The sequence below is a fragment of the Streptomyces barringtoniae genome (assembly GCF_020819595.1).
GTDB classification, from domain to species: Bacteria; Actinomycetota; Actinomycetes; order Streptomycetales; family Streptomycetaceae; genus Streptomyces; species Streptomyces barringtoniae.
Genome location: NZ_JAJHNP010000011.1, coordinates 154,220 through 176,500 on the forward strand (window position 1 = coordinate 154,220; position 22,281 = coordinate 176,500).

A 22,281-nucleotide genomic window follows, 5' to 3' on the forward strand; every position below is an offset into this window, starting at 1 on the left:
TGCTCCTACCTCCCACAGGAGAACACCTGTCCCACACACCCAGTGAAGGGGTTCTTCTTGACCGCCCTACGCGTCACCGCCGTCACCGCAGCGGCCTGCGCCACCGTGCTCGCCGTCGCGCTGCCCTCCTCCGCGATCAACTCCTACAACGCCACGCCCGCACCCGAACGCACCGAGGTCGGGGCGCTCGTGGCCACCTGGGACGACGACAACGATCCGGCGACCCCGGACCGGGTCGACTGGGTCTGCTCCGGCACGATGATCGACGCCGACACCTTCCTGACCGCGGCACACTGCACCAGCGACTGGCCGGCCGGCGTCCGGTTCTATGTCTCGCTCGACCAGGACGTCCAGGCCGGACTGGACGCCGCCGCGAAGAAGTACCCGGGCGACCCGGCCGCCCAGGCGAACGCCGTGGCCGTCGAAGGTGTCGCGCACACCCACCCCGCCTATCCGGGCCCCGCCTCCGACCCGCACGACATCGCGGTGATCGAACTGCCCGCCGGCAAGGTCGCCTCCCGCTGGTCCTTCACCCCGGCCACCCTGCCGACCGAGAACCAACTGGGCGCGCTCGGCCCGCGGGGCCTGAACTCCACCGACTGGTTCGTGGCCGGGTACGGCACCCAGGAGGCCGCCAACGGCCCCGGCGGCCAGACCCATCCCGGCGGAGGCGTCCGCATGAAGGCGCCCGTGACCTTCGACGCCCTCAACGCGGCCTGGGTCCGGCTCGCCATGACGGCTCCCCAGGGCAACGGCGGCGCCTGCTACGGCGACTCCGGCGGACCCAACTTCGCGGTCATCCACGGCGGGAACGTCCTCGCCGCCACGACCATCACCGGCGACACCCCCTGCTACGCCACCAACGTCACCTACCGCCTCGACACCCCCGAAGCCCGAGCCTTCCTGGCACCGTTCGCGAAACTGCCCTGACCCTGAACACACCGCGCCGCACGTTCGGGGGCAGAGCGAGGAGCGCGGCGCTCCGCCGGGGGAGAGGCCCGGGTGCGGACGATCTCGTGCGGTGGTTCGCTCTCGCGGGGGCGTGCCGAGCACCATCAGCGCTCCTGCGCCCGGGCCGCGGAACGGAGTTCCGTCCCGGTGCGGGGCGGGCGGGTCGTCCGGGAGGGGGCGGGTCAGTTCCGTGAGTTGCCGAACAGGATGCGGTACCCGATGAGCAGCACCAGGGAGCCGGCGATCGCCGCGCCCCAGGTGTAGAGGTCGAAGAAGTGCTTCTCCACCGAACGGTGGAGGAAGTGGGCGGAGAGCCAGCCGCCGACGAAGGCGCCCGCGACGCCGATGAGCGTGGTGCCGATCACGCCGCCGGGATCGCGGCCGGGCAGCAGTATCTTGGCGATGCCTCCGGCGAACAGGCCCAGGATGATCCAGCCGATGAAGCCCATGGAGTTGTTCCTCCCGTCGGGTCGGATCCGCGCCGCGTGCGGCGGAGACCGACACTTGATTGCCCCTTTGCGCAAGCCTAGAGGCCGGTCGAGGGGGCCGGACAAGTGGTGTTGGCCTGCGGCGGGCCTCTGGTGATGAGCCGTCGAGGTTCTGCTACATGATTAAGACATTGCGCAATCGAGGAACTCAGAGCGGCCCCGGGGCGTCGATCATGATGGACACGGAAAGTGTGAGCGGCTGCGGAGGACGTGGATGAGTGTGTCCCTGACCAAGGGCGGCAATGTGTCGCTGAGCAAGCAGGCCCCCGGTCTGACTGCCGTGACGGTCGGGCTGGGCTGGCAGGCGAACGCCGGGTACGAACCGGACGCCGGCGCGCTGCTGTGCGCCCCGTCGGGCAAGGTGCCGTCCGACGAGCACTTCGTCTTCTTCAACAACCTGAGCAGCCCCGACGGTTCGGTCCGCCACCTGGGCGGCGGCAGTCCGGTCGACGGCGACGACCAGCGGATCGAGGTCGACCTGACCAAAGTCCCGGACGAGATCGAGAAGGTCGTCTTCACCGTGTCGCTGTACGAGGGTGCGAGCCGCGGCCAGGCCTTCGGGCAGGTGCACCGCGCGCACATCCGTGTCCTCGACCGGGAAGGCGGCACCGAACTGGCCCGCTACAGCCTCGCGTCCGGCGCCCTGTCGACCGAGACCGCGCTCGTCTTCGGCGAGTTGTACCGGCACGGCGCGGAGTGGAAGTTCCGCGCGGTCGGCCAGGGTTACGCCTCGGGCCTCGCCGGCATCGCCACCGACTACGGCGTGGCCGTGCCGAGGGACACCTCCCCGACCCCGGCTCCGGACCCGGTCCCCGCACCGCAGACCCATGGCGGGAGCCAAGTGCCGCCCGTCCCGTCGAAGCCGCCGGTCGCCGCTCCGCCGGCCCCGGCGTTCCCCGCATCCCCGCAACCAATAACCGGGAGTTCCAGCGTGACCTGCTTCTTCGACCCCAACCACGGCCCTGGCGTGACGACCGTGACCTGGTCCCCGCAGTGGGGCGTGCCCCGGCCCGTCCAGACCTGCGGCGCCTGCGCGCAGCGCGTACAGACCACCGCGCCGCCGTTCTACACCCCGCCCCAGCAGGGCTATCCGCAGCCCGTGCCGCAGGGCTATCCGCAGCAGGGCTATCCGCAGCAGGGTTACCCCCAGCAGGGATACGGGCAGCCGTACGAGGATCACGACCATCATCATCAGGGCGGCGGCCGGCGCTTCGGCGCGGGCGCGCTCATCGGCGCCGGCGCGGCAGGCCTCATCGGCGGCGCGCTGCTCAACGAGGCGTTCGACGACGACGAGCCGGAGGTGGTCAACAACTTCTACGAGGACTGAGTTCCCGAGAAGGAGGAGGACTGAGTCCCCGGGAAGGAAACGGACTTCTCCCTTCCTTCCGCCCCGCGAGCATGCGCCCGGTCCCCGCGTGGACGGCCGGGCCCTCCCGGCGGCGCCGGACCACCGGAACCGGACGCCTACACTGGGTGGGCGCATGTGCGTCGGCTGTGACGAGGGCGCGGACGGGAGAGGACTGTGACGGACAGCAGCGCCGCCGGCTTTGAGGACCCGCCCGCCGAGGTGCTCGCCGAGGCCGCCGCGGCGTTCGGTCTGCTCGCCTCCTCCGCCCGGCTGCATCTGATGTGGGCCCTGTCGCAGGGGGAGAGCGATGTCACGCATCTCGCCGACCGGGTGGGCGGAGCACTCCCCGCGGTCAGCCAGCACCTGGCGAAGCTCAAGCTCGCCGGACTCGTCCGCGCGCGCCGCGAGGGCCGTCGGCAGGTCTATTACATCGACGACCCCGACGTGGTGACCTTGGTCAGGGTGATGGTGGGGCAGCTGACCGTGCGGTCGGCGCACGCCTCCGCCCCGGTCCACGGCCTGCGCGGGATCGGCGGCTGAGAGCACCGCGGGAAGCCGGCCGGCCCTGCACCGGTCTCCTCTGTATGGCGCTCTTCGCAAGCTCCGTGCTGGAAGTTCTGTAACAAGGTCTATATGTCGCTCTTATATGAGGCGCGTAGACTCCCGCTCCGGCACCGTCCCGGGTTCGCACGGCTGTTCCATGAGATGCCTCACCTGTGAATCATGTGTGCATCTGTGCTGTTCGGGCCGCAGATTTGTTAGATTGCGCAACCACGCAAGCAAAAGGTGGAGCGGTGTGCTCCGCCCGCCCGTACACCGCCGCGCGGGTCGGGCCGTACACCCCACGGCCCAGCCTGACTGGCCCGACCGTTCATGGGAGTGGTAGATGAGCGACCCGTGGGACGGGCCGAGCGGGCAGGCCACGCGCAGCCATAGCGCGCGGGTACCCGGACAGCGCACCGCCGAGCCCGACGGGGCGCACCGGCCGGGTGGCCGGGCCGCGGCGCGGGCCGCCGCCCGGGACCGCGGCAGGCGGGGGCGCCGGGCCCGTCCGGCGGGCCGCGGCAGGAGGGTGCTGAAGGTCCTCGGGATAGGCCTGTCGGTGATCATCGTGGTCACGGCCGGTGCGGGCTGGTGGTTCTACCAGCACCTGAACGGCAACATCCACAGCGTCGCCCTCGACGGCAAGGGCGGCACCGAGAAGGCCGACGCCTTCGGCCGCACCCCGATCGACATCCTGGTCATGGGCTCGGACGGCCGTACCAGTCAGGCCGACTGCAAGCTCGGCGGCGGCTGCTCCAAGACCGGTGTGCAGACCGGCAGCAACGCGGACGTGCAGATGGTGCTGCACATATCCGCCGACCGCTCCAACGCGACGGTCATGAGCATCCCGCGCGACACCATGACCCAGGTCCCGGCCTGCAAGGACAGCGAGACGGGCCGGTCCACGTCCGGCTACTACGGCCAGATCAACAGCGCTCTGCAGTACGGCCCCGCCTGCCAGGTGGCCACCGTCCACCAGCTCACCGGCATCCCGATCGACCACTTCGTCAAGCTCGACTTCTCCGGCGTCGTGAAGATGTCCGACGCCATCGGCGGTGTCTCCGTCTGTGTCAGCGACAACGTGTACGACACCTACTCCCACCTGAAGCTGTCCAAGGGCACCCACACCCTCAAGGGCGACGCGGCGCTGGAGTTCGTCCGCTCCCGGCACGGCTTCGGCGACGGCAGCGACCTCGGCCGTACGATCTCGCAGCACATCTTCCTCAGCGCGATGATCCGCAAGTTCAAGAGCGCGGGCACGCTCACCGACCCCACCGCCGTCTACGGCCTGGCGGACGCCGCCACCAAGGCGCTGACCGTGGACGACGGCCTGGGCAGCGTGAAGAAGCTGATCTCCCTCGCGTCGGACGTGAACAAGGTGCCGACGAAGCGGATGACCTTCACGACGATGCAGACGGCCCCCGACCCGAACAACAAGGACCGGGTGGTCGTGGGTCCGGGCGCGAAGACCCTGTTCTCGACCATCGCCAACGACCAGTCGCTGACCACCGGCTCGGGCAAGAAGTCCGCGGCGGCCTCGGTGACCGCGACGGCCTCGGCCGTCCCCGCCTCGCAGATCGCCGTCACCGTCGAGAACGGCACCACCGTCACCGGCCGTGCCTCGGACATCGCGACCGCACTGACCGACCAGGGCTTCGGCTCCGGCACGACCACGGCCAACGCACCGAGCCCGGCGAGCACCACCACGCTGACCTACGGCACAGGTCAGAAGGCGGAGGCCCAGACGGTCGCCAAGGCGCTGGGTCTGTCCTCCGCGCACCTGAAGCAGGGCACCGGCACCGGCCTGACCCTGGTCATCGGCAGCGACTGGCCCAGCGGCACCAGTTACCCGGGTGGCAGTTCCTCGCCGGCGCCCGCCGACACCAAGGCCGCCGTCGGAGGCGCGCACGCCTCCACGGCCGACCAGGCCAAGACCTGCGCCAAGGTCAGCCCGTACCGGACGGTCAGCCTCAACGGCATCCCCATGACACCGGCCCAGGCGTACGCTGCGGCGCGCGGCAAGCCGGACTCCGACGCCTGACCGTGGCGACCGTGCCCGGGGCCCGGTTGTACAGTTGCGCAAGACTGCAAGTTAAGGAGGGGTGGGCGCGATGCTCCGCAACGGACTGGAACCCTGGCACCTGCTGATCGTGGCGATCGTCGTGATCGTGCTGTTCGGCTCGAAGAAGCTGCCCGAGGCCGCGCGTGGACTGGGCAAGTCCATGCGCATCCTGAAGAGCGAGGCCAAGGCCATGAAGGAGGACGACGCCGCCCGGCCGTCCACCGCGCCCACGGTCGAGAGCGGGCCGGCGGACTGAACCGCGCCCACCGCGCGGCCGGCCGACCCACCGCGTCCACCGCGCGGGTCAGGGGCTGGCGATGTCGAAGCCGTACCGCAGGGGCTCGCTGGTGACGGTGTAGTCGCGGCGGTACAGGTACACCGCCTCGGCGCGTACGCCGCCGGGCGGTGCGGCCTCGACCCGGCAGGGGTACGTCACCTGGATCACCCGCGGCCGGTCGGAGACCTTCATCCGCAGCCCGTCCGCCGGCCCGCCGTCGAGAACGGCGGTCTCCCAACCCGTCACCTCGGTAGTCTCCACGCCGGAGAGTTTACGGGTTGCGCAAGTTTCGAGCCCGTGAGCCGGGTCACGGCGGGAAGCCGCTCTATGTGTGCCGTTGGGAGGCGGCCGCTTGGGGGCGCAGGTCGGAGAGGGTCAGCGGGCGGGCCGGGGGATCGGGCACGGCGATGCGGGAGGTCACCTGCAGATCGGCGTCGACGTGCAGCAGCTCGCCGGGCGCCATGAGCTGCCAGTGCGGGTTCTCGTCCATCGGCTCGCTGGCCACGACGACCGACGGACGATCACCCAGATGCGCCGAGCGCACACGCATGTGACCGTGCCGGCCGGCGTGGTCGAGATGCCGCGTGCCGTGGTGACCGCCGGCCGGGCGCCGCAGCACGTACAGCTCGTGGGTGGCGGGATAGCGCAGGGCCCACAGCTCTCGGGCGGTGACGAGGATGATGTTGAGGGCGTACAGGGGCAGGTTCCCGGCGACCCAGAGGGCCGCGGACGTGATGCCGGCGGACACGTCCCCGCCGTGCGCCGCCGTCTCCCGCGTGACCAGGGCGAAGAAACGCTCGGAGTCGGTGTCCCCCTGCACCAGTGACCGGTCCTCGCCGAGATGCCGGTCCAGTCTGTCCAGCCCCTCGATCACGCCGTTGTGCGCGAACAGCCGCCTGTCCTGGTCGAAGGGGTGGGTGTTGCGGACGTCCAGCCCTCCGGTCGAGGCGTAGCGGATGTGCGCGAGGAAGGTGGCCGACTCGACCTCCCGGGCCTCCCGGGCGAAGGCGCGGTCCTCGTACGCGGCGATAGGCGCCTTGTGCACCTCCGGCGTGGCGTCCGCGTCGAAGAACCCGAGCCCGGTGCCGTCGGGCTCGCGCCGACTCTGCACGCTGAGACTGTCGGGGGCGTCCAGCAGCCAGAACGTGGCCTGCGTGCGCAGCGGGGAGCTGATCAGTCCGAACAGTCGGCACACGGCATCCTCCTTCACCCTCTTCCGTCGGGCTCCGTCGTCCGGTGCCCCGCACGGACGACCATGGTCCCGCGCGCCGGACGTTCGCGCACGCGCGCCACCGGCGGAATCCGGCCCCGCACCAGGGGCCTTCGTCCTGCCGACGGCTTCGTCAAGCGGCCGGTCGCAACACCGAGTCGAGCGCTGCGTCGATCGTCGGATGGGCGAAGGTGAAAACCGCCCTGCGCAGGGCGGCCGGTACGACGCGTGCGCTGCACGTGATGCCCGCGGCGAACTCGCCGAGAGCCGGGCGCAGGACGAAGGCCGGGACGGCGGCGAGCGCCGGACGGTGCAGGGCGCGGCCCAGTGCCTGGGTCACCTCGCGGTTCGTGAGCGGCTCGGGGGCCGTGAAGTTGACCGGACCGGACAGCTCCTCGGTGTCGAGGGTGAAACGGAGAGCCGCGACGTGGTCCGTCAGGGAGCTGAACGGCCAGTACTGGTCGCCGGAACCGAGCCGGCGCCCAGGCCGAGGCGGAAGAGCGGGAAGCGCCGGCCGAATGCGCCGCCCTGGGCGGCGACGACCAGCCCGGTGCGCGGGTGGACCACTCGGATGCCGGCCTGCCGTGCCGGCTCGACGGCCGCCTCCCCTTCGCCTTGGTTCGACGCAGACGGAGGACAGGGAGTCGTGCCCGGCCGCCTCGCTCTGCTCGACGGTCCGTTCACCCGTGTCGCCGTAGTAGCCGGTCGCGGACGCGGGCACCAGGATGCGCGGCGGGCAGGCGGACGCGGCGCAGGCTCGCGCGATGGTGTCGGTGCCGCGCACCCGGCTGTCGCGGATCTCCCGCTTGCGGGCGGCGGTCCACCGCTTGTCGCCGACTCCCGCACCGGCCAGGTGGACCACGGCGTCGACGCCGTCCAGTGCACCGGGCTCGACTCGGCCCGCGCCCGGGTCGCACGGGGCGGACTCGCTGCCGTCCTGAGGGGCGGCGGACCGGTCGCGGACCAGGCGGACCACCTGGTGGCCGTCCGCGAGGAGGGAAGGGAAATGATTATTTGCAGTTTCAAGTAAGCGGGGATCGACCCGCCCGGGGCCGTGACGACCTGGCCCGGCGCACCAGGTCCACGGCGGCCGGCTGCCACTCGGGATAGCCGAAGTCGAACCCGGCCGCCGACAGCCGGCCCGGGACCACCCGGCGGCTCTTGAGCAGCAACTCCGTGTCCGAGCGCAGCGCGAAGGCCCCCAGCTCCGCCATCCATCGGGTCGCCGGCAGTCCCACGGGAACGCCTCGGGCCGCGCGCAGTGTCCGCATGAACTCCCGGTGCGGGAGCGGGCCGGGGGAGGCCAAGTTGACCGGGCCGTCGATGTCGTCCCGCTCGATCAGGAACTCCACCGCGCGTACGAAGTCCTCGTCATGGATCCAGGAGACGTACTGCGCCCCACCGGCGACCGGCCCGCCCAGCCCCAGCCGGGCCAGGCCCAGCAGCACGTCGAAGACCCCGCCCCGGTCCGGGCTCATCACCATCGCCGAGCGCAGTGCCACCTTCCGTGTCGCCGGTGTCGGCGCTTCGGCCTGGGCGCGCTCCCAGTTCTTGGCGATGTCGACGCTGTAGGCCCAGTAGTCCGGAACTCCCGCCTCCGAGCCGCCGATTGCGCCGGTGGCCTCGTCGTTCGCCGCGTCGAAGCGGTGGGCGTAGATCGTGGCCGTACTCATCTGCAGCCACACCCGCGGTGGTTGCGCGGCGGCGGCGATCGCCTGCCCGACCGCACGCGCCGAGTTCACCCGCGAGTCCATCATGGCCCGCAGGTTCTCGGCGGTGTAGCGGCAGGACACGCTGCGTCCGGCCAGGTTGATGACGACATCGCTGCCGTCGACCACCTCGGCCCAGCGGCCGAGCGTGGACCCGTCCCAGCCGATCTGCCGCTCTCGCGTCGGGCGCCGGGTCACCACGGTGACCTCGTGTCCGGCTGCCGTGAGCGCACGGTCGAGAATCGCACCGATCTGTCCGGTTCCCCCCGGCAGAACTACCTTCATCGAGCCCCCTCGGTTCGGTACCTCCAGGGTAGCCCTGAATTTGAACACGTTCAAAAGCGGGGATGTGCAGTCACTTGTGCACCCGGGAGGCCGGAGAGCACGGCGATAATGCGATGGACAACTCCCCCTGCCGGGAACCAGTGTTGATGCAATGGAGCAGGAGGAGATCTGGGGCGCGGCCGTCGCCCGGCGCTACGACACGCCCGGTACCGGCATGTTCGCGCCCGAGGTTCTGACCCCAACGGTGGAACGGCTCGCCGAGCTGGCGGACGGCGGAGCGGCGCTGGAGTTCGCGATCGGGACCGGCCGGGTCGCTGTCCCGCTGGCCGGGCGAGGGGTTCCCGTCACCGGCATCGAGCTGTCCGGGCCGATGGTGGAGCAACTGCGCACCAAGGCCGGCGAAGCCACGATCCCCGTGGTCATGGGCGACATGGCGACGACCCGCGCCCCGGGGACGTACAGCCTCGTCTACCTCGTCTACAACACGATCTCCAACCTGCTCACCCAGGCCGAGCAGGTCGAGTGCTTCCGCAACGCCGCCCGCCACCTCACGCCCGGCGGCCGCTTCGTGATCGAGCTGTGGGTGCCGGAGCTGCGCACGCTTCCCCCCGGCAAGGCGGCCACCGTGTGGCGCACCGACGCCGGGTACATCGGGCTGGACACCTACGACATCCTCAACCAGCGTGTCGTATCGCACCACTTCCGCTTCGACGAGACCGAGGAAGCCCGGCTGTACCGCTCCCCACACCGCTACATCTGGCCCTCCGAGCTCGACCTCATGGGCCAACTGGCCGGATTCGAGCTGGAGTCCAGGCACGCCGACTGGTCCGGTACCGAGTTCTCCGCCGAGTCGCGTGCTCATGTCTCGGTGTACCGGCTGCCGCTGACGCGATAGCCGAGGAACGGCGCGTCCCGGTACCTCGTCGAGCCTGCGTCGTGAACCCCGATCCCCACCGTGTCGCCGTGCACGCTCAGGAAGGCAGCAGCCGCAGCGCGTACAGCGCGGCGCCCAGGTCGGCGAGGGCCATGGGGTCGGTGAGCGGTCGCCCGGTCAGCTCCTCGACGCGGCGCAGCCGGTAGCGCACGGTGTTGGGGTGGACGAAGAGCCCGTCCGCGGCACCGGCGGCCACACCGCCCGAGGCGAACCAGTGACCGAGGGTCTGCAGCAGCCGCGCCCGCTCCGCCTCCGGCAGTTCGAGGAGCGGACCCAATGCGACCTCGACCAGCCGGCTCGCCTCCGCCGGGGCCGCGGCCACCAGCATCGCCAGCGGGCTGTCGTCGAACCGCGTGACCCCCGGACCCTCGCCGGGCCGTCCGGCCAGGGCGAGCCGGGCGAACCGCAGCGCCTGCGGCGTGTCCCGGAGCGAGTCGAACCGCGGGCTGACACCCACCCGGGCCCGCCGGCGGCGCAGCGCGCGCAGGCTCACCGTCTCCGCGTCCCGGTGCCCCAGCGAGACCAGCCCGATCTGCTGGTCCGGCAGCAGCCGCCACACCGACGGCACGCCGGAACGGCGCAGCGCCGCCTCGATCCCGGGCAGCGGCTCCTGTCCGGGATCCGGCACCGCCGCCGCCACGACCGCGTACGGGCCGCGCTCCGGCAGGCCGAGCTGCCGGGCCGCCTCCCACGGCGTCGTACGATCCGCGAGCGCGCCCGTGAACAACGCCTCGGCCAGGGCCGATCGACGAGCCTCGCGCTGCAGCGCCAGCTCCGCGCTCGCCTCGCGGTAGGCGGCCGCGACGGCCTCCGCGTACCGGCCGAACAGCGCCCAGATCTCCGAGGAACCGGCCACCAGCTCCGCGTCCGTGACCTCCGGATGCCTGCGTGCCTCGTCGACCATCTCCGACCACAGCAGCTCGAAACCGACCCGGTAGGCGTGCAGCGTGTCCGCGAGCGGCACGCCCTGCTCGGCGCGCAGCCGTCCGGTGTGCTGAGCTGCCCCCACATCGGGTTCGGCGCCGTAGGCGAAACGCCCCAGGAGCAGATCGGCGTTGCCCCGGCAGGACTCCATGAGCGACGCGAACGGGATCAGCGAGTCGTCCGCGTACGACTCGACCTCCGCACGGATGCGCTCGGCCATCCGCTCGCCCAGCTCCGGAAGGCGCACACGCAAGGCGGCGCCCACATTCGACAGACCCATACCCGCAGCGTACGGCGGTCTGATTGTTCCCGGGAACAACTCCGGCACGGTCGGACTGTGGGCGCCGCCATGGACGCCCGTGACCGTGCACGCGACCATGCCGGGAGCGCTCGCGGCGGGACCCGTGAGCGCGGCGGGAGCATGCGTGCGAGGAGGCATCATGGCCAATCTGGCGGAATTCCTGGCGGAGACGGCGCGACGGCTGCCGGAGCGCCCGGCGCTGCGGCTCGGCACCGCGACCACCACCTACGCCGAGCTCGACCGGCTCAGCGCCCAGGCCGCCGCGCTGCTGCGCACCGAGGGCCTGCGCAGCGGTGACCGGGTAGCACTGATGCTCCCGAACGTGCCCGAGTTCGTCGTCCTGTACTACGCCGTCCTGCGCGCCGGCGGCATCGTGGTGCCGATGAACCCGCTGCTCAAGGAGCGCGAGACCGCGTACCACCTGCGGGACTCCGGCGCCGTAGTCCTCTTCGAGTGGCATCAGGCGCCCGGCGAGGGCGCCGCGGGCGCGGGGGCCGCAGGCGTACGGCACCTGACGGTCGAACCGGCCGCCTTCGCCGCCGAACTGGCCCGCCTGGAACCGGAGTACGAGGTGACGGCCGCCGCCGGCGACGACATCGCCGTGCTGCTCTACACCTCGGGCACCACCGGCCGGCCCAAGGGCGCCGCGCTCACCCACTCCGGGCTGCGCCACAACACCGAGGTCAACGTCACCGAAGTCCAGCGGCTGACCTCCGACGACGTGATCGTGGGCTGCCTGCCGCTGTTCCACATCTTCGGGCAGACCTGCACCATGAACGTCGCCGTCCGCAGCGGCGCGTCCCTCACCCTCGTCCCCCGCTTCGACCCGCAGACCGTGCTCGACGCCGTCGCACGCGACCGGGCGACCGTCTTCGAGGGCGTCCCGACCATGTACGCGGCGCTGCTCCAGCATCCGGGCGCCGACGCGGCCGACGTCTCCAGTCTGCGGATGTGCGTCTCGGGCGGTGCCTCGCTGCCGGTGGAGATCCTGCACGGGTTCGAGCGGCGCTTCGGCTGCATGGTGCTGGAGGGCTTCGGCATGTCCGAGACCAGCCCGGTCGTCTCCTTCAACCACCCCGACCGCCCGCGCAAGCCCGGCTCCATCGGTACCCCCATCCGCGACGTCGAGGTCCGGCTGCTGGACGACTCCGGCCGGGACGTGGCACCGGGGGAGGTCGGTGAACTGGCCGTGCGCGGGCCGAACCTGATGAAGGAGTACTGGCACCGCCCCGAGGAGACGGCCGCCGCGATCCCCGACGGCTGGCTGCGCACCGGCGACCTGGCCCGCCGGGACGAGGACGGCTACCTGTACATCGTCGACCGGAAGAAGGACCTCATCATCCGCGGCGGCTACAACGTCTACCCGCGCGAGATCGAGGAGGTGCTGCACGAGCATCCCGCCGTCGCCCTCGCCGCGGTCCTCGGCGTGCCCGACGAGCGGCTCGGCGAGGAGGTGGCCGCCGCGGTCGTCCTGCGGCCGGGAGCCCGGGCGGACACCGAGGAGTTGCAGCGGTTCGTCCGGGACCGGGTGGCCGCGTACAAGTACCCGCGCCGGCTCTGGCTGACGGAGGCGCTGCCGATGGGGCCGAGCGGCAAGATCCTCAAGCGGGAGATCACCGCGCCGACGCCCTGAGGCAGCCCTCGCCGCATGAACGGACTGTTCACAATATGCAGTTGACGTCATGTCGTGTTGCACGCAACTCTTCTCGTATGTCGTCAACCGCCGATCACACCGACCCCTTCAACCCTCCGCAGCCGGAGCAGGCGCGTGCCCAGCGGGTCCACGCCTCGCTGTTCCGCATCGCCGAGCGGCACGCGGCGACGGACGGCCAGCGGCGCCGCCAGATCAACCCGTCGGTCCTCGCGCCGCACGAGGCCGTGCGGCTCGTGACGTTCCTGCTGAGCGGCGCCGCGCTGCCCGACGAGGGCGAGCCGGAGGTGGACCGTGCCGACATCACGGCCGCGCTGAGCCTCGTGCCGCTGGTACGGGCGGAGCTGGACGAACTGGAGGCCTCGCTCCTGCAGATGGCCCGCGGCCGTGGCATGACCTGGCCGGAGATCGCCTTCGGCCTCGGACTGGGCACCCCGCAGGCCGCCAGACAGCGCTACGAGCGCCTGGCGGTCCGCACCGCCGCCGACGACGAGGACGACGCCTGAACACGTGGACCGGCAACCGGCAACCGGCAGCCGGCCGCCATGCCGAGGGCTTCCCGGGACAACGCCCCTGCGGGCTATCGTGAAACAACGCGAGGCTGAAGCGACGGGAGACTTCGGTGGGGGAGTCGGGCGCAGGGCGGGACGAGCGGATCCGTGCGCTGCTCGCGGTCCCGGCGGTGTCGGGCCCCGAGGAGCTTCCCTCGGTCGCCGACGCCGACGGTTACGGCGAGTTGGGCGTCTCCCGCTCGCTGTACACCCGGGCCGAGCAGGACCCCTGTGTGCGCCGTGCCTGGGTGGACGACGCGCTCGATTCGGCCCTGCGGGACAAGGACTTCGTGCTGGTGGCCGGCGTCTCCGGGACGGCCCGGTGGCGCACCGCCTGGGAGGCCGTGCGCCGTGTCCTCCCCGGCGCCCGGATCCTGGTGCCCCGGCCGGGCGTCGCCGCAGTCGCCGAACTCCTCGCCCTGGAACCGCCGTTACGGATGGCGCTGGAACGGGCCGACCTCCTGCGCCGCGGCCACGGCACTGACCGCACAGCAGGGAACACCACCGAGCCACCGTACGGGGATGTGTGACATCGACGTGAGCAAGGACAGTGCGCTGGACTTCGGCGACCGCGCGGGGGCCGGGCGGTCCGGCCTGGACGCACGCCTCGCCGAGCTGACCGCGGCCCTGGGCACCCACGGCCTGAGCGTCGTACGCCGGAACGTCTACTGCGACGAGAGCGGCGACGGCACCGGAGACCTGCTCTGGCTCTGGCTGTGCGCCACACCCCGCCGGTTCCCCGAGGAGACGCACGATCTCGTGGTCCGGTACAGCACGGCCGACGGCGACTGGCAGGTCTACACACCCGACGGCCCGACCCGGTGGCTTCCCGCCGACGCCGGTGCCGCCCCGACCGCCGCCGCGATCGCCGCAGTTCTGTCGCCCGCCCAGGGGGGCACGCCGCCCGCACCACCGGCGCTGCGCGACCTGCCCGACTGGGTGTCGCTGGTGCTCGGCGGGGCAGCCACGTCGTTGATCGTTCCGTTCGTCCAGGCGGTCGCCGGTAAATCGGCCGAAGATGCCTACGCGGGCCTGCGCGCCCGTTTTGCCCGGCGCGGCAGCCCCACGCCGGACTCGTCCGCCTCGGCCGACTCCGGTACGGCCGGCCCCACCCGGGACCTCTCGGCGCCGGCCCCGCGCATCCCGCCCGACGGCTCCGGTTTCGTCAGCATCCTCGACCCGGACGCCGACCTCCAGCTGGTCGTGCCCGACCCCATCCCGCCCGACGCCGTACGGCAGTTGACCGCCATGGACCGCTCGGAGCTGCGCGGCCGTACGCTCGTCTGGGACGACAGCAGGCAGGAGTGGTTGCGTTGCCGCCGGACCTGAACCCCGCCGGTCCGGATACCGGTTCGGGCCCGGATGCCGATCCGCTCACCCGGCGCTTCAAGGCCTACGCGACCTCCCACGAACTCGGCGTCCTGCTCGACGCCGAAGCCGAGCAGGAAGCGGCCGCCCTCCTGGAGACGGCCGTACGCTCCGTCGTTCGCGACAAGTACATCGACGTGCAGCCCTGGCTGCGTCTCCTGCACGCCACCGGCTGGCTGTTCTGGCTGCGCGCGCCGGTCGACGCCCGGCGCAACCCGCTGAACCACCGGGATCTCCTGCTCGCCTTCGCCCTCCTCGCCCCGCTGCGCGACGCCGCGCCACGGTCCGTGCCGAAGGAGGTGGCCGAGGCGATCGCGGCCCCGTCGCCGCCGGGCACTCCCCAGGTCGGCCTCTGGAACGACCACGCGGGTCTGCTCCTGGAAGAGGCGGGAGTGCACGACCGCACGGCACTGCTGGCCGCCACCGCGGTGCTGTACCTGGGCAGCGCCATGGCCGAGGACACGGCCGGCCGGGCCAGGACCAGGAGCAACAACGTGCACACCCTGCTCCTGCTGCACGAGTACCACCCCGACCCGGAACTCCTCGACGGCGCCGTCGACTTGGCGCGCAATCTGGTGGCCGAGTCACCGGAAGGCGCCCCCGGGCACCTCCACCATCTGTCCCGGCTGTGCGAAGCCCTGCGGCACGCCTACACCCTCCACCAGGAGCCCCGGGCGCTCGCCGAAGCCATCGGCCTCGCCCGTACGGTGTTCACGGGCCTGCCGCCCGGCCACCCTCGCCGGGCCGACGCAGTGAGCGAGCTCGCCGGACTGCTGCGCCTGCGCCATGAGGACCTCGGCGACTCGGAGTCGCTGCGGGAGGCCATCGGCCTGACCCGGGCACTGATCGCCGAACTGCCACGCGACCATCCCGCCCGCGCCCGGGAACTGAACAACCTCGCCTTCGAACTCGAGTTGCTGGGCGAACTGGACAGCGAGGGCGACGAGGGCGGGGACCCGGACGCGCTGGACGAGATCGTCGGCCTGGGCCGGGCGGCCCTCGCCGCCCTCGCACCCGGCACGGACCCGGAACTGCACACGACCGTCCGGGCCAACCTCGCCCGCTGGCTCCGTCGGCGCGCCGGACGCGGCGGACCTGTGCACGACCCGGAAGCCGACCTCGCCGAAGCACTCCGGCTCGCCCGGCAGGCCCACGCCGGTGCGGCGGGTCGGCCTGCGGAAGTGGTGCTGGAGGCGCTGGCCAACGGCCTTGCCGAGCAGTACGCCCGCACCCGTGACCCCGCCGCGCTGGCCGAGTCCATCGACGTGCTGCGGGACGGCCTGGCCGCCGCCGTGAGCCCTGCCCAACTGGCCTCGCGCCGCTTTCTGCTCGGCGGGGCCCTCAACAACCGTTATGTGGAGTACGGCGAGTCGGCGGACGCCCGGGAGGCGGCGGCCCTGCTCCGTCAGGTCGCGCGGGCCGCCACGGAGAGCATCCACCGACGGCTGGAGAGCGCCTGGCACGCCGGCAAGCTGGAGATCAACCTGGAGGACTGGCAGAGCGCCGCCGACGATCTCGCCCTCGCGGTCCGTCTGCTGCCGGACCTCGCCGGCTGGCAGCTGCGCGCCGGTGACCGGGAACGCCGACTGCCCGCCTATGCGCCGCTGCCCACACTGGCGGCCTCCTGTGCGCTGGCCGCCGGCTCACCTGCCCGCGCGCTGGAACTGCTGGAGCAGGGACGCGGGGTGCTGCACGCGGAGGCGTCGGCCGTGCGCGTCGATCTGGAGCGGCTGCGCGTCCGCGCCCCGCACCTCGCCACGGCGCTGGAGCAGCTGCCGACCCGGCTGCGGTCCGAGCCGGACGCCGACCGGCGCCACCGACTGGCCGACGAGCGGCGGCACTTGATCGAGGAGATCAAGGGCGTCCCCGGGTTCGAGGACTTCCTTCAGCCCCCGCGACTGCAGGAGATCCTCGAAGCCTGCCGCGAAGGCCCCGTGGCCGTCCCGATGTTCGGCCGCTACGGCTCCGACGCCCTGCTCGTCACGCGGGACGGCGTCCGCCGGGTGCCGCTGCCCCGGCTCACCGTCGACACCGTCCTGCGGCTGGGCCGCGATCTGCTCGGCGGCGCCGAACTGGCCCTCGACCCCGGGGTCTCCCCGGCGCGCCGGAGCCTCGGCGAGTACTCTCTGCGCACTGGTCTTGCCCTGCTCTGGGACGTCGTCGTGGGGCCCGTTCTCGATGCCTTGCGGGACGACCTGGGCGGGCTGCGGGAGGGTGCCGCGCCGCCCCGCATGTGGTGGTGTCCCACCGGGCCGCTGAGCCACTTCCCGCTGCACATGGCCGAACGCCGCGAGGAGGGCGGCGCGTTCGCCCTCGTGGTGTCGTCCTACACCCCCACCGTCCACGCGCTCGGCCGCCTCCGGCCCTGGCGGCCCGGCCCGGACAGCCGCCCCCTGGTGCTCGCCCTGCCGCGCACCCCCGGCGCCCCGGATCTGCCGGCCGCCGACGAGGAGGCGGCCCTGCTCACCGGCTCCTTTCCCGGAGCCCGCCTGCTGCGGGGGCCGGCCGCCACCCGCGAGCGGCTGATGACGGCCGTCCCGGACCACGACATCGTCCACGTGGCCTGCCACGCCGGACACGACGCCGACCGTCATCACGAGAGCCACCTCGTCCTGCACGACGGCCGGCTGCACATCGGCGACATCGCGGCCGCCCGCACCGACCGGGCCGGTCTGGCCTTCCTGTCCGCCTGCGGCACCGCGCGGAACCGCATCGACCTGCCGGACGAGTCCCTGAACCTGCTCTCGGCCTTCCAGCTCGCCGGCTTCAGCCACCTGGTGGGCAGCCTCTGGCCGGTCACCGACCGGACCAACACCCACCTGGTGCAGGCCTTCTACGAGCATCTGACCGGCCGTCAGGACGCGACCGTCGCCGAGTCCCTCCATCACGCCGTGTCCCAGGTGCGCGAGCGCGAGCCCGAACGGCCCTCGCTCTGGACACCCCACCTGCACATCGGTCCCTGAGCCACGGCCGGGCCGGGTGTCTCACCCGTCCGCGTCGGGATGGCAGCACGACCCCCGCCGGAGCCGCTCGGCCACCCCGAGCCAGGACATGTCCCGGGGAGGTTCGTGCACCACGACCGACCGGTGGGCCGACGTCAAGTCGGCCTGGGCGTGGGGGACTCCCTCGCGTACGACGACCGGGACGCGGACGAGGGAGCCGAAGTCGCAGAACGGGTCGCTGTCGACGATCGTCAGGTCGGCGATCCTGCCCTCCTCCACCGTCCCGAGGTCGGCATCGAGGCCGAAGAGACGGGCCGGCTCCACGGTCGCGGTGTGCAGGGCCTCGGCGGCGGTGAAGCCGTGCGCGACCAGGGCACGCAGGCACAGGTGCAGGGAGAGACCCACCGGGACCAGGGGCGAGTCGGTGCCCAGGGCGATACGGGCGCCGTGCGAGGCCAGCCGCCGGTAGTCCGCCATCTCGGTGGCGAGAGCCCGCTGTTGGGCCTCCGTGGGCGCGGTGCGGGCGTGGGCGCGGACGACGGCGACGTCCCAGGGCGGCATGAGACGTGTCACGCGCGGGTCCTCGGCGAGCCCAGGGTCGGCGGCGAGCAGGATCTGCGCGCTGAACGGCGTGATGATCAGGGCGAAGGAGCCGTCGGCGTACTGCTGCACCAGATCCTGCCCGATGCGGCCGAGCGGGGTGGTGCCATGCCCGTACTCCAGGCGCTGGGTGGCCTGCAGATGGGTGGTCAGGTCCTGGCCCGCCGCCCGGCCGGGCGAGCACAGATGGCTGCCGCTGGGCACGCCCAGCGCGTGGGCCGCCTCGGCCGCCTCGGCCATGACCTCGCCCGGGGCGCGCACATACGTCTTCACGAAGTCGACGTCCAGGGCGGCGGCGCGCAGGAGCGTACGCCGGACACCCTCGCGGGTGCGGTGGGCGCGGCCCATGCTGTACGCGGTGCGGGCCCCGTCGATCAGTTCGGCGCAGGCGAGCTGCCGCGGGCCGAGCAGGTCCCCCGAGCCGGCCGCCTCGCGCAGCCGTACCGCGTCGTACAGCGGACTGCCCAGGCAGAACGTGGTCGTGATGCCGTACGCGAGCGTGGTCAGGCTCTGCCGGGCGCCGTAGGTGGCCGCATACGGGTGGGTGTGGCTGTCGACGAGGCCGGGGACGACGGTCCGGCCGGAGGCGTCGAGGGTGCGGTGTCCGGGGCGGCGGGCACGGTGCGGCTCGACAGCGGTGATCCGCTTGCCGGTGACGAGGATGTCCACGTCGTGCCGTGGCGGCGCGCCGGTGCCGTCCCACAGCTGGCCGGCGTGGATCCGAAGCGGTTCGGCTGAGCCGCTCGCACGGCGCCCGGTGGTCAGCCGGAGCGGCAGCGTGTGGGCCCGTGCGGTGGTGAGGGAGAGCCGGCGCAGCCGGCCTTCGGAAAGGTAGAGGAGCGTGCCGGAGTCCACGGACCAGCTCGGGTGGTCGGCCGGTTCGTCGGTGAGCCGGCGGGCCGGACCGGCCGGGCTGCCGTCGGCCGTCACGGGCAGCAGCCACAGCGCCGACTCGGCGACCAGCGCCATCCAGCGGCCGTCGGGCGACCACACGGGTCCGGAGGCGACCCGGTCGGACAGCGACTGGTGCTCGGCGGGCAGGTGACGGCGTTCGCCGCCGGTGCGGGTGTCGAGGACGCGGATGAGGTTGTACCCCTCGCGGAAGCGCTGGTTGAGCCGGTTGCGGTCGCAGAAGGCCACGTACCGGCCGTCGGGCGACCAGGTGGGCGCTCCGGGCGGCCCGTCGGTGGCCAGCGGCCGGGCCAGCACCTGCTCGTCGCCCGTGGCCAGGGTGCGCAGCAGCAGGTTGCCTGTCACGTCCTGGCAGGCCAGGCGGGTGCCGTCCGGTGACAGCGCGGGATACAGCCGGCCGCCCTCGGCCAACGGCTCGTCGGTGCCGCTGCCGAGGTGATGGCGGCGTACGGCGACCAGCCCGTCCCGGTCGGTGCAGTACAGCAGGCTGCGCCCGTCCGGTGCCCACGCCGGCATCTGCACCAGGTGGACGTCGGCCGCCTGGAGGAGCTTGCGCGGAGCGCCGCCGACCGGCATCAGCCACAGGGCGTTCAGCGCCACGAAGGCCACGCTGCGACCGTCCGGGGAGAGGGCCGGCCGGTGCAGACCGCGCACCGGGACCGGCAACTCCGGTGCGAGCGGCGCCCGTCGAGGTCCCCGGGACGGACCCGGCACGGGCATCCGGGCGGTGAAGGGAACCTCCCGCACGGTGGAACCGGCCAGGGAGCGGACGCGGATCCGGCCGTCACCCACGTACATCAGCTCGTCCTCGCTCAGCCAGCACGGCGGAGCGGCCGCCAGGTCCTCGTCCGCCGTGACGACTTCGTCCTCGACCATCAGCCGGGCCGCGTCGGCCGGCTGCCCGGGGCTGCCCGCACCGGCCAGATGCACATACGCGATCCGCCCCGCGGGCGAGACGGACGGGCCCAGCAGCCGCCCCCCGGTCACCGTCCGCAGCACTTCGGCAGGACCGCCCGAGACCGGCACGTGGACCAGCGACAGCCCGCCGTCGTTGCCGCCGCCCGGCGTGTGGGCGGCGCGCACGCACACCAGCGACCGCCCGTCCGCCGACCAGGCCGGATCGAAGTCCTCGTGGTCCCCGCCGGTGACCCGCCGCAGCCGGCCGTCGGCCAGGTCCAGCACCCACAGCCCGTAGGAGGCACCGGCCGTGGCGTCGCCGCCGCGTTCGGAGGAGAAGGCCAGCCGGGTGCCGTCCGGCGACCACGCGGCCCCGCGGTCGTCCCACGGCCCGTCCGTCAACTGCCGCAGCCCGCCGCCGTCCGGCCGCAGCGACCACAGATGGAAGCCGCCCCCGCGATAGCCGCACACGGCCAGCGTCCTGCCGTCGGGGGACAACGCGGGGCGCGTCGCCTCCAGCTCCCAGTCCGTCACCCGTACCGCCGCCCCGCCGTCCCGGGGTACCCGCCACAGCACCCCCTGCACCTCGGCGATCAGGTCACCCCCGGCCCGGCTGCCGGTGACCGAACCCCCTGTCATCGCGGTGTAGGTGAGGAACCGCCCCCCGTCGCCGGCCCGCGCACCGGACCCGCCCGGCAGCCCGACCGCCGTCGCCGCCCGTGCGGAGACCGCGGTGACGAGCCCTGCCGCCGCCGTTCCGAGAAACCCGCGCCGAGCCACGCTGCCGAAGTCCATCCCCAGTCCTTCCTGCCTGCCGTCTGTCGTTCAGCCAAGTGGCAGCGGTACATCCCGCACCAGTAAGCCATTTCGGCCACACCGGCCCCGCCCCACGCCCAGGGCAACGCCCGGGCCGGACGGCGGTCACGCGGGGTCACCTGCCGCGCCCGACGGCTCCGGAACGCTCACCAGCCCGTCAGCAGCAGGTGGTTGAGCAGCAGGGCCAGGACGGCCTGGGCGGTGAGCCAGGGGCGGGGGCGGGGGAGGAGGGCGCAGGCGGGCAGGAGCCAGAGGGCGAAGGGCAGCCAGATGCGTTCCGTCTCCGCCTTGCTCATGCCGGACAGGTCGGCGACCAGCAGGGCGAGCAGCGCGGCGGAGACCAGGAGCGCCAGGCGCAGCTCCGCGGGGCGTCGGGTGGCGGTCCCGGGGAGCAGCGTGGCGGTCGTCCGGCGCAGGCCCGCCACCGTGGCCGGGCCGGTGATGACGGCGGTGCAGGCGAGGTTGGCCCAGACCCAGTAGCCGTAGGGCCGGGTGCCGCCCACGCCCTGGTAGTAGCGCGTGACGAGCAGGTGGTACGCGTGCCACCAGTCGAAGCCGGCCAGCGTGAACACCACCGGGAACACGGCCAGCCCGGCGAGCAGGGACAACAGGAGGGCCGGGCGTTCCCGGAGTTCGCGGCGCGCCAGCGCGACGACCGCGGCGCCGATGAGGGCGAACAGCGCGAGGCCGTAGGAGAGGTAGCAGGTCAGGCCGAAGAGAAGGCCCGAGGCCGCCGCGTACCCGTGGGACCGGCGGGTCAGTGCCAGGGCGAGCAGCGCCGGCGACCATGCGGCGACTGCCGCGAAGTAGCCGTCGGCGGAGGTCCCCTGCCACACCGCGGCCGGGGCCAGCACCAGGAACGGCGCCGCTCGCCGCGCGAGCGTCTCGTCGGTCAGCGCGCGCAGTGCGATCAGCACGGCGACGCAGCCCGTCGCGCCCACCGTGATGCACCACATCCCGGCCCAGCCGCCGCCGCGCAGCCCGATCCGGTCCAGCAGCACGAAGGTGAGCGTGGCGGCCGGCGGATGGCCGGCGATATGGGCGGGCCAGGGGTCGGGTGTGCCGCTGACGATGTGGTGGGTGAAGTCGCGCAGGGTGGCGGGGATGTCGTGGAAGCGGCCGATCACCCGGAGGTACTCGTTGCTGGTGGTCAGCCTGACCGCGATGCCCTGGTGCCAGCCGTCGACCAGGGCGAGGGACAGGATCCAGGCCAGGGCGGCCGCCCAGGCCGCCGCGAGCAGCCCGCGCCAGGGCAGCCGGGCCGCGAGTGCGGGGCCGTGGGCCACGGTGGCCGCCGCCACCGCCAGGGCCGCCGGGGTGCCGGGGCCGAGGTGCGGGTCCCAGTCCGCGAACAGCGGCGGCCAGTGCACGAACAGGGTGTGGCGGGTGTCCTGGATGTGCCGGCCGACGACGACGGCCGCCGTCACGAGGAGGGCGGCGGCACCGGCGGCGTACAGGTCACGGCGGAGGGATCGGGTCACACCGGAACGCTAGGCCGGGAGAGCGGCACAC

At 72.9% G+C, this 22,281-nt stretch carries 18 protein-coding genes and 1 pseudogene; 11 read left to right on the plus strand and 8 right to left on the minus strand.

The genetic code is table 11. The features are described from left to right. The first annotated feature begins 57 nt into the window (after positions 1–57). Complete coding sequence (locus tag LMU33_RS21580; RefSeq protein WP_228622146.1) at positions 58–930, plus strand: trypsin-like serine protease; 873 nt, start codon at positions 58–60, stop codon at positions 928–930. A gap of 203 nt (positions 931–1,133) precedes the next feature. Here the strand turns inward: LMU33_RS21580 and LMU33_RS21585 are convergent, their stop codons facing one another. Continuing rightward, positions 1,134–1,400, minus strand: coding sequence for a GlsB/YeaQ/YmgE family stress response membrane protein (locus tag LMU33_RS21585; RefSeq protein WP_228622147.1), 267 nt, complete (start codon positions 1,398–1,400; stop codon positions 1,134–1,136). 253 nt (positions 1,401–1,653) lie between these two features. On the opposite strand from LMU33_RS21585, the gene LMU33_RS41450 reads away from it, so the two are divergent. From LMU33_RS41450 to tatA, 4 genes are all read left to right on the plus strand, one after another. Beyond that, entirely contained in the window at positions 1,654–2,766 is a 1,113-nt protein-coding gene (locus LMU33_RS41450; protein ID WP_283844175.1) for a TerD family protein, read from the plus strand. Between the two features lie 195 nt (positions 2,767–2,961). Next, positions 2,962–3,327: an ArsR/SmtB family transcription factor gene (locus LMU33_RS21595; protein WP_228622148.1), complete on the plus strand. Its 366-nt coding sequence runs from the start codon at positions 2,962–2,964 to the stop codon at positions 3,325–3,327. A 346-nt stretch (positions 3,328–3,673) separates the two neighbouring features. Next, on the plus strand, positions 3,674–5,371 hold the full coding sequence (locus tag LMU33_RS21600; protein ID WP_228622149.1) for an LCP family protein: 1,698 nt from the start codon (positions 3,674–3,676) through the stop codon (positions 5,369–5,371). 70 nt (positions 5,372–5,441) lie between these two features. Then, positions 5,442–5,648, plus strand: a complete 207-nt coding sequence (tatA, locus tag LMU33_RS21605) for a Sec-independent protein translocase subunit TatA (protein ID WP_228622150.1) — start codon at positions 5,442–5,444, stop codon at positions 5,646–5,648. Between the two features lie 48 nt (positions 5,649–5,696). Here the strand turns inward: tatA and LMU33_RS21610 are convergent, their stop codons facing one another. The 4 genes and pseudogenes from LMU33_RS21610 to LMU33_RS21625 all read right to left on the minus strand — a co-directional run bounded on the left by LMU33_RS21610 (position 5,697) and on the right by LMU33_RS21625 (position 8,873). After that, the gene (locus LMU33_RS21610) at positions 5,697–5,930 is read right to left on the minus strand and encodes a hypothetical protein (protein ID WP_228622151.1); all 234 of its coding nucleotides are present in this window, start codon (positions 5,928–5,930) and stop codon (positions 5,697–5,699) included. Between the two features lie 64 nt (positions 5,931–5,994). Beyond that, positions 5,995–6,864, minus strand: a complete 870-nt coding sequence (locus LMU33_RS21615; RefSeq protein ID WP_228622152.1) for a class II glutamine amidotransferase — start codon at positions 6,862–6,864, stop codon at positions 5,995–5,997. 148 nt (positions 6,865–7,012) lie between these two features. Next, positions 7,013–7,855, minus strand: a pseudogene (locus LMU33_RS21620) (TIGR01777 family oxidoreductase). 46 nt (positions 7,856–7,901) lie between these two features. Beyond that, complete coding sequence (locus LMU33_RS21625) at positions 7,902–8,873, minus strand: TIGR01777 family oxidoreductase (RefSeq protein ID WP_228622153.1); 972 nt, start codon at positions 8,871–8,873, stop codon at positions 7,902–7,904. 151 nt (positions 8,874–9,024) lie between these two features. On the opposite strand from LMU33_RS21625, the gene LMU33_RS21630 reads away from it, so the two are divergent. Continuing rightward, complete coding sequence (locus LMU33_RS21630; protein ID WP_228622154.1) at positions 9,025–9,768, plus strand: class I SAM-dependent methyltransferase; 744 nt, start codon at positions 9,025–9,027, stop codon at positions 9,766–9,768. 76 nt (positions 9,769–9,844) lie between these two features. Here LMU33_RS21630 and LMU33_RS21635 read toward each other — a convergent pair whose 3' ends face one another. Beyond that, on the minus strand, positions 9,845–11,011 hold the full coding sequence (locus LMU33_RS21635; RefSeq protein WP_228622155.1) for a PucR family transcriptional regulator: 1,167 nt from the start codon (positions 11,009–11,011) through the stop codon (positions 9,845–9,847). Positions 11,012–11,171: 160 nt separating this feature from the next. On the opposite strand from LMU33_RS21635, the gene LMU33_RS21640 reads away from it, so the two are divergent. From LMU33_RS21640 to LMU33_RS21660, 5 genes are all read left to right on the plus strand, one after another. After that, on the plus strand, positions 11,172–12,665 hold the full coding sequence (locus LMU33_RS21640; RefSeq protein ID WP_228622156.1) for a long-chain-fatty-acid--CoA ligase: 1,494 nt from the start codon (positions 11,172–11,174) through the stop codon (positions 12,663–12,665). A 77-nt stretch (positions 12,666–12,742) separates the two neighbouring features. Then, entirely contained in the window at positions 12,743–13,189 is a 447-nt protein-coding gene (locus tag LMU33_RS21645; RefSeq protein WP_228622157.1) for a DNA-binding protein, read from the plus strand. Positions 13,190–13,305: 116 nt separating this feature from the next. Beyond that, positions 13,306–13,764, plus strand: coding sequence for a hypothetical protein (locus tag LMU33_RS21650; RefSeq protein ID WP_228622158.1), 459 nt, complete (start codon positions 13,306–13,308; stop codon positions 13,762–13,764). Continuing rightward, positions 13,757–14,563: a hypothetical protein gene (locus tag LMU33_RS21655; RefSeq protein WP_228622159.1), complete on the plus strand. Its 807-nt coding sequence runs from the start codon at positions 13,757–13,759 to the stop codon at positions 14,561–14,563. Before LMU33_RS21650 ends, LMU33_RS21655 begins: the two co-directional genes overlap by 8 nt. Beyond that, positions 14,548–17,565 carry a CHAT domain-containing protein gene (locus LMU33_RS21660; protein WP_228622160.1) on the plus strand — a complete coding sequence of 1,006 codons (3,018 nt, stop codon included), beginning with the start codon at positions 14,548–14,550 and terminating at the stop codon, positions 17,563–17,565. Before LMU33_RS21655 ends, LMU33_RS21660 begins: the two co-directional genes overlap by 16 nt. Before the next feature lie 21 nt (positions 17,566–17,586). Here the strand turns inward: LMU33_RS21660 and LMU33_RS21665 are convergent, their stop codons facing one another. Next, the gene (locus LMU33_RS21665; protein WP_228622161.1) at positions 17,587–20,748 is read right to left on the minus strand and encodes an amidohydrolase family protein; all 3,162 of its coding nucleotides are present in this window, start codon (positions 20,746–20,748) and stop codon (positions 17,587–17,589) included. A 167-nt stretch (positions 20,749–20,915) separates the two neighbouring features. Further along, positions 20,916–22,250 carry a hypothetical protein gene (locus LMU33_RS21670; RefSeq protein ID WP_228622162.1) on the minus strand — a complete coding sequence of 445 codons (1,335 nt, stop codon included), beginning with the start codon at positions 22,248–22,250 and terminating at the stop codon, positions 20,916–20,918. Between the last annotated feature and the right edge of the window lie 31 nt (positions 22,251–22,281).

Coding starts and splice junctions, on each gene's coding strand:
- LMU33_RS21665 (WP_228622161.1), bottom strand. CDS start 20,748: ATGGACTTCGGCAGCGTGGCTCGGCGCGGGTTTCTCGGAACGGCGGCG.
- LMU33_RS21655 (WP_228622159.1), top strand. CDS start 13,757: ATGTGTGACATCGACGTGAGCAAGGACAGTGCGCTGGACTTCGGCGAC.
- LMU33_RS21645 (WP_228622157.1), top strand. CDS start 12,743: ATGTCGTCAACCGCCGATCACACCGACCCCTTCAACCCTCCGCAGCCG.
- LMU33_RS21625 (WP_228622153.1), bottom strand. CDS start 8,873: ATGAAGGTAGTTCTGCCGGGGGGAACCGGACAGATCGGTGCGATTCTC.
- LMU33_RS21630 (WP_228622154.1), top strand. CDS start 9,025: ATGGAGCAGGAGGAGATCTGGGGCGCGGCCGTCGCCCGGCGCTACGAC.
- LMU33_RS21635 (WP_228622155.1), bottom strand. CDS start 11,011: ATGGGTCTGTCGAATGTGGGCGCCGCCTTGCGTGTGCGCCTTCCGGAG.
- LMU33_RS21640 (WP_228622156.1), top strand. CDS start 11,172: ATGGCCAATCTGGCGGAATTCCTGGCGGAGACGGCGCGACGGCTGCCG.
- tatA (WP_228622150.1), top strand. CDS start 5,442: ATGCTCCGCAACGGACTGGAACCCTGGCACCTGCTGATCGTGGCGATC.
- LMU33_RS41450 (WP_283844175.1), top strand. CDS start 1,654: ATGAGTGTGTCCCTGACCAAGGGCGGCAATGTGTCGCTGAGCAAGCAG.
- LMU33_RS21585 (WP_228622147.1), bottom strand. CDS start 1,400: ATGGGCTTCATCGGCTGGATCATCCTGGGCCTGTTCGCCGGAGGCATC.
- LMU33_RS21600 (WP_228622149.1), top strand. CDS start 3,674: ATGAGCGACCCGTGGGACGGGCCGAGCGGGCAGGCCACGCGCAGCCAT.